Genomic DNA, 5,956 nt, shown 5'->3' on the forward strand with positions numbered 1-5,956 from the left:
GATTCTGGGTCCCCGCCTACGCGGGGACGACGGACGTTTTATATAGAACACCGTCATTCCCGCGCAGGCGGGAATCCAGAATTTCCAGGAAAACGCTGGAGGCGGCCCCCCTACTTCCTGCACCCGGCAAACATATCCAAGCCCTTCTCATACACCTGAGTATTGACCTGCAAGAGCCCGAGCATGGAGCTGAACAGGTTGTCCTGGCTAACCGGCTGTTCGCGCTGGGCGCGCAGGCAATCGGCATTGACCTGGAATTCCTGCTGGTAGCTGTCGGAGAACCAGGCCAGCATGCCGACGTGTTTCTGTTGCTCCGGCGCCATCATGTAAGGCGTGCCATGCAGGTACAGGTTGTATTCGCCCAATGACTCGCCGTGGTCCGACATATACAGCATGGCGGTATCGACTTTGCTCTGGTTGCTACGCAGTACGTCGATCAAGCCGGAGAGCACATGGTCGGTGTACAAGATGGTGTTGTCGTAGCCGTTAATGATGCTTTCCCGCGAGCATTCGTTAAGGGCGTTGCTGGTGCACACCGGGGTGAATTGTTCAAATTCTTTGGGGTAGCGTTTGAAGTATTCCGGGCCATGGCTGCCCATTTGGTGCAGTACCAGCACGGTGTCTTGTTGCAGGTTATCGATGTAGTTCTGCAGGCCTTGCAAGAGAATTTCGTCGTGGCACTCGCTGTTGGCGCATAGGGCGGGGTCTTTGAGATTGCTGACGTCTTCGAAGTTAACCCGGTCGCAGGTGCCTTTGCAGCCGGACTGGTTATCGCGCCACTGCACATTCAGGCCAGCACGCTTGATTACGTCCAACAGGCCTTCCTGGGAATAGGCGATGCTGGCCTTGTAGTTGGCGCGTCCGAGGTTGGAAAACATGCACGGCACCGACACGGCGGTTTCGGTGCCACATGAATGGGCATTTGGGTAGGCAATCACCCCAGCCTGTGCTTTGAGTTTTGGCGTGGTGTTGCGCTCGTAGCCGAGAATGCCGAAGTTGTCCGCCCGCGCGCTTTCACCGACCACCAACACGGTTAGCGATTTATGCCGGTGGCTCTGCCAGGCCGGTGCTTTTACCGCGTCGGCGCCAAGGGTGCGAAAGGGTTCGCCCTCAGTTTTCACCTGTTCGCGCAGGTAGCTAAACGAAGCACCCACGTAGTTGCTCGGCACCACCAGCAGGCGCAGTTCGTGGTGGTTGCGAAACAGTGAAGCCAGGCCTTGGTAGTTAAGCAGCGCGACCCCGCCCACCACGGCAGCGCAGGTAATGATCACCAGCAACTTGGTGAATAACTCGCGCGGCCAGCGGCGATAGTTAACGGGGGTAAACCACACCAGCATCGCCGGCAAAATGCCCAAAAACAGTACATACAGCGCCAGCTTGAGCGACAACAGGTCACGCACTTCGGTGGCGTTGGTTTGCGCCGCATTGCGCAGCATGCCCAGGTCGATCACCACACCGTACTGGCTCATAAAGTAGGCCACGCCTGCGCTGATCAACAGCAACAGGGTCAATACCGGCTTAAGCACCCAACGAAAGGCCAACAAGGTCAGCACCAGGTTGAACGCGGCCAACACGATCAGACCAAAGGCCAGGCGCATCATCAAACCCGCCCCGGTGCTCGGTGTGATGCTGAATACATGGCTCCAGAGCACGGAGTTACAGGCCAACAGCAGAAATGCACTGCCGATCAGAGTCAGCAGTTCCGGGCGTATGGCCTTTACTTTAAGCGGTGAGTTCACGCGGTAGTTCCACCCATCAGTTGATGGAGGCGGATGCTAGAAACGAAGCGGTCAAATATTCGTGAAAAATAGCTCAACAAATGATTAAGCGGAAAATGCGTACAGAGCCGCGCACAAGGGCCTACAGCTGGGCATGCGGATTGCTTGACTAAAGAGTCAAATATTTTATTGACCCAAAAGTCAGAATTCTCTAAATTCCACCCAGACTCAACGGCTGTTCGCCCCTCTCCCGCCTACGGAAGAAGGGCCAGGGGTAAGGGGTTAGCCGTTACGCAACCCCACCCCACCCAAACGTGGCGTGCCATAAAAAACAAGAAAGTGCCTGGAGGTCGTAATTGATCCAGTTTTTACTCAACCGTGAGCTGCGTACTGAGCAGCGTCTCGACCCGAACGTCACTGTGCTTAATTACCTACGTGAGCACGTGGCCAAACCCGGCACCAAAGAAGGCTGCGCCTCTGGTGACTGCGGCGCCTGCACCGTGGTGGTCGGCGAGCTGGACAACTCCTCCGGCACCCCGCGCATCCGTTACCGCACACTCAACTCCTGCCTGACCTTTGTTTCGTCCTTGCACGGCAAACAGCTGATCAGCGTTGAAGACCTCAAGCACCAGGGCCAATTGCACAGCGTTCAGCAAGCCATGGTCGACTGCCACGGCTCGCAATGCGGCTTCTGCACCCCCGGCTTTGTGATGTCGCTGTTTGCCCTGCAAAAGAACAGCGATGGCTTTGATAAAGGCCAAACCATGGAAGCCCTGGCCGGCAACCTGTGCCGCTGCACTGGCTACCGCCCGATTATTGATGCTGCCGAGCAGGCCTGCTGCCAGAAACAGCCGGACCAATTCGACGCCGCCGAAGCTGAAACCATCGCCAAGCTGCAAGCCATCGCCCCACAGGAAACCGCCGAGCTCAACAGCGGCGATAAGCGCTGCCTGCTGCCGCTGACTGTTGCCGACCTCGCTGACCTCTATACCGCCAACCCGCAAGCCCGCCTGCTGGCCGGCGGTACCGACTTGGCGTTGGAAGTCACCCAGTTCCACCGTGAACTGCCGGTGATGATTTATGTCGGTCATGTTGAAGCGATGAAGCGCGTCGAGTTTACCGACGACGCCATCGAAATCGGCGCTGCCACCGCGCTCAGCGATTGCTACGGCGCGCTGGCTGAGGAATACCCAGACTTCGGCGAACTGCTGCACCGCTTCGCCTCGTTGCAGATCCGCAACCAAGGCACCCTCGGTGGCAATATCGGTAACGCCTCGCCTATCGGCGACGCCCCGCCGCTACTGATTGCCCTTGGCGCCCGCGTGGTGCTGCGCAAAGGCGGCCAGACCCGCAGCCTGCCGATTGAAGATTACTTCCTGGATTACAAAGTCACGGCCCGCCAGGAAGCCGAATTTATCGAAAAGGTCATCGTGCCGCGCCGTCAGGCCAACCAGGCGTTCCGCGCTTATAAAGTGTCCAAACGTTTGGACGACGATATCTCCGCCGTCTGCGCTGCGTTCAATTTGGTGGTCGCCAACGGTGTAGTGCAAAGCGCCCGCGTGGCCTTTGGCGGCATGGCTGCCATTCCCAAACGTGCCGCTGCCTGTGAGGCCGTGTTGCAAGGCGCCGCTTGGGATATGGACGTGATCGAACAGGCCTGCGAAGCCTTGGCCAAGGACTTCAGCCCGCTCAGCGACTTCCGCGCCAGCAAGGAATACCGCCTGCTCACCGCACAGAACCTGCTGCGTAAATTCTTCCTTGAGTTGCAAACTCCAGACGTCGAAACACGGGTGACCGCTTATGTCTAACCACCACGCCCCGAAAACCCAGGAAGAGCTGGCCGAACTATTCCGCGCCGGCATTACCACCGGCGTTGGCAAAAGCGTCAAACACGACAGCGCCGACAAGCATGTATCCGGCGAAGCGGTGTATGTCGACGACCGCCTGGAATTCCCCAACCAGTTGCACGTGTATGCACGCCTGAGCGACCGCGCCCACGCCCGCGTCAGCAAAATTGACGTATCGCCCTGCTACCAAGTGCCGGGCGTAGCCATCGCCATCACCCATAAAGATGTGCCGGGCTTACTCGACATCGGCGCAGTTGCCCCCGGCGACCCGCTGCTGGCCGATGGCCTGGTGCAGTACGTGGGCCAAGTAGTGATCGCGGTCGCCGCCGACAGCCATGAAAACGCGCGCAAAGGCGCCATGGCGGCGATCATCGAATACGAAGACTTGGAGCCGGTGCTCGATGTGGTCCAAGCGCTGCGCAACAAGCACTTTGTGCTCGACAGCCATCAACACAAGATTGGCGATTCGGCCGGCAAGCTGGCCAGCGCACCGCGCCGTCTGCAAGGTTCGCTGCATATCGGCGGCCAGGAACACTTCTACCTGGAAACGCAGATTTCCTCGGTAATGCCCACCGAAGACGGCGGCATGATCGTTTACACCTCCACGCAAAACGCCACTGAAGTGCAAAAGCTGGTGGCCGAAGTGCTGGATGTGCCAATGCACAAAATCGTCATCGACATGCGCCGTATGGGCGGCGGTTTTGGCGGCAAGGAAACTCAAGCCGCCAGCCCGGCGTGCCTGTGTGCGGTGATCGCGCACCTGACCAAGCGCCCGACCAAAATGCGCCTGCCGCGTGTTGAAGATATGCAGATGACCGGCAAGCGTCACCCGTTCTACGTCGAGTACGACGTTGGCTTTGACGACGACGGTTTGCTGCATGGCATTGAAATCGAACTGGCCGGCAACTGCGGCTATTCGCCGGACCTGTCCAACTCGATTGTCGACCGCGCCATGTTCCACTCCGACAACGCCTATTTCCTCGGCAATGCCACGGTTAACGGTCACCGCTGCAAAACCAACACCGCATCGAACACCGCCTACCGCGGCTTTGGTGGCCCGCAAGGGATGGTCGCCATTGAGCAGATCATGGACCACATTGCCCGCGACCTCGGCAAAGACCCGCTGGAAGTGCGCAAGGCCAACTACTACGGCAAAACCGAGCGCAACGTTACCCACTACCACCAGACGGTTGAGCACAACGTTATCAACGAGATGACCGCCGAGCTGGAAGCCAGCAGCGACTACGCCAAGCGCCGCGTGGAAATTGCTGAATTCAACAAAAACAGCCCGGTGCTGAAAAAAGGCCTGGCGCTGACCCCGGTGAAATTCGGCATCAGCTTTACCGCCAGCTTTCTCAACCAGGCCGGCGCGCTGATTCATATCTACACCGACGGCAGCATCCACCTGAACCACGGCGGCACCGAGATGGGCCAGGGCCTCAACACCAAGGTGGCGCAGATTGTTGCCCAGGTGCTGCAGGTGGATATCTCGCGCATCCAGATCACTGCGACCAACACCGACAAAGTGCCAAACACTTCGCCGACTGCCGCCTCCAGCGGTGCCGACTTGAACGGTATGGCGGCAAAAAACGCGGCTGAAACCATCAAGGCGCGCCTGGTGGATTACCTTACCCGCGAATACAAAGTAACGCCCGAAGACGTGGAATTCAGCAACGGCCAGGTGCGTGTGCGTGACCAGTACCTGTCATTTGAAGAGATGATTCAGAAGGCCTACTTCGGCCAAGTTTCGCTCTCCTCCACCGGCTTCTACCGTACACCGAAAATCTTCTACGACCGCAGCAAAGCCGCGGGCCGGCCGTTTTACTACTTCGCCTATGGCGCGGCGTGCATTGAAGTGATCGTCGATACCCTGACCGGCGAATACAAATTCCTGCGCGGCGACATCCTCCATGACGTGGGCAACTCGCTAAACCCGGCCATCGACATCGGCCAGGTAGAAGGCGCCTTTGTGCAAGGCCTGGGTTGGCTGACCATGGAAGAGCTGGTGTGGAACGCCAAAGGCAAGCTGATGACCAATGGTCCGGCCAGCTACAAAATTCCGGCCATCGCCGATATGCCGTTGGACTTACGCGTGAAGCTGGTGGAAAACCGCAAAAACCCGGAAGACACCGTGTTCCACTCCAAAGCTGTCGGCGAACCGCCCTTTATGCTTGGCATCGCCGCCTGGTGCGCAATCAAAGATGCGGTCGCCAGCCTGGCTGACTACCGCGTGCAACCGCTGATCGACGCCCCTGCTACGCCGGAGCGTGTGCTCTGGGGTGTGGAGCAGATGCGCAAAGTGATGAAAGCGCAGAAGGCCGAAATCGGCGCCACAGTGGAAACCGCCTAACTATTTCTGGCCTGCGGTCCGTAGGGTGTGCTGTGCGCACC

General features: G+C 58.5%; 3 protein-coding genes. 2 read left to right on the plus strand and 1 reads right to left on the minus strand.

What is annotated here, in order from left to right; genetic code table 11:
• Positions 1–110 precede the first annotated feature (110 nt).
• On the minus strand, positions 111–1,739 hold the full coding sequence (locus AAAB16_RS08375; protein WP_340662922.1) for a phosphoethanolamine--lipid A transferase: 1,629 nt from the start codon (positions 1,737–1,739) through the stop codon (positions 111–113).
• A 335-nt stretch (positions 1,740–2,074) separates the two neighbouring features.
• Here AAAB16_RS08375 and xdhA point away from each other — a divergent pair, with 335 nt between their 5' ends.
• Positions 2,075–3,526 carry a xanthine dehydrogenase small subunit gene (gene xdhA, locus AAAB16_RS08380; protein WP_340662923.1) on the plus strand — a complete coding sequence of 484 codons (1,452 nt, stop codon included), beginning with the start codon at positions 2,075–2,077 and terminating at the stop codon, positions 3,524–3,526.
• Complete coding sequence (xdhB, locus tag AAAB16_RS08385) at positions 3,519–5,915, plus strand: xanthine dehydrogenase molybdopterin binding subunit (protein ID WP_340662924.1); 2,397 nt, start codon at positions 3,519–3,521, stop codon at positions 5,913–5,915. The genes xdhA and xdhB overlap by 8 nt, the downstream gene beginning before the upstream one ends.
• The last annotated feature ends 41 nt before the right edge of the window (positions 5,916–5,956 follow it).

Origin of the sequence: Pseudomonas sp. (assembly GCF_037994325.1) — a bacterium.
Taxonomy (GTDB): Bacteria; Pseudomonadota; Gammaproteobacteria; order Pseudomonadales; family Pseudomonadaceae; genus Aquipseudomonas.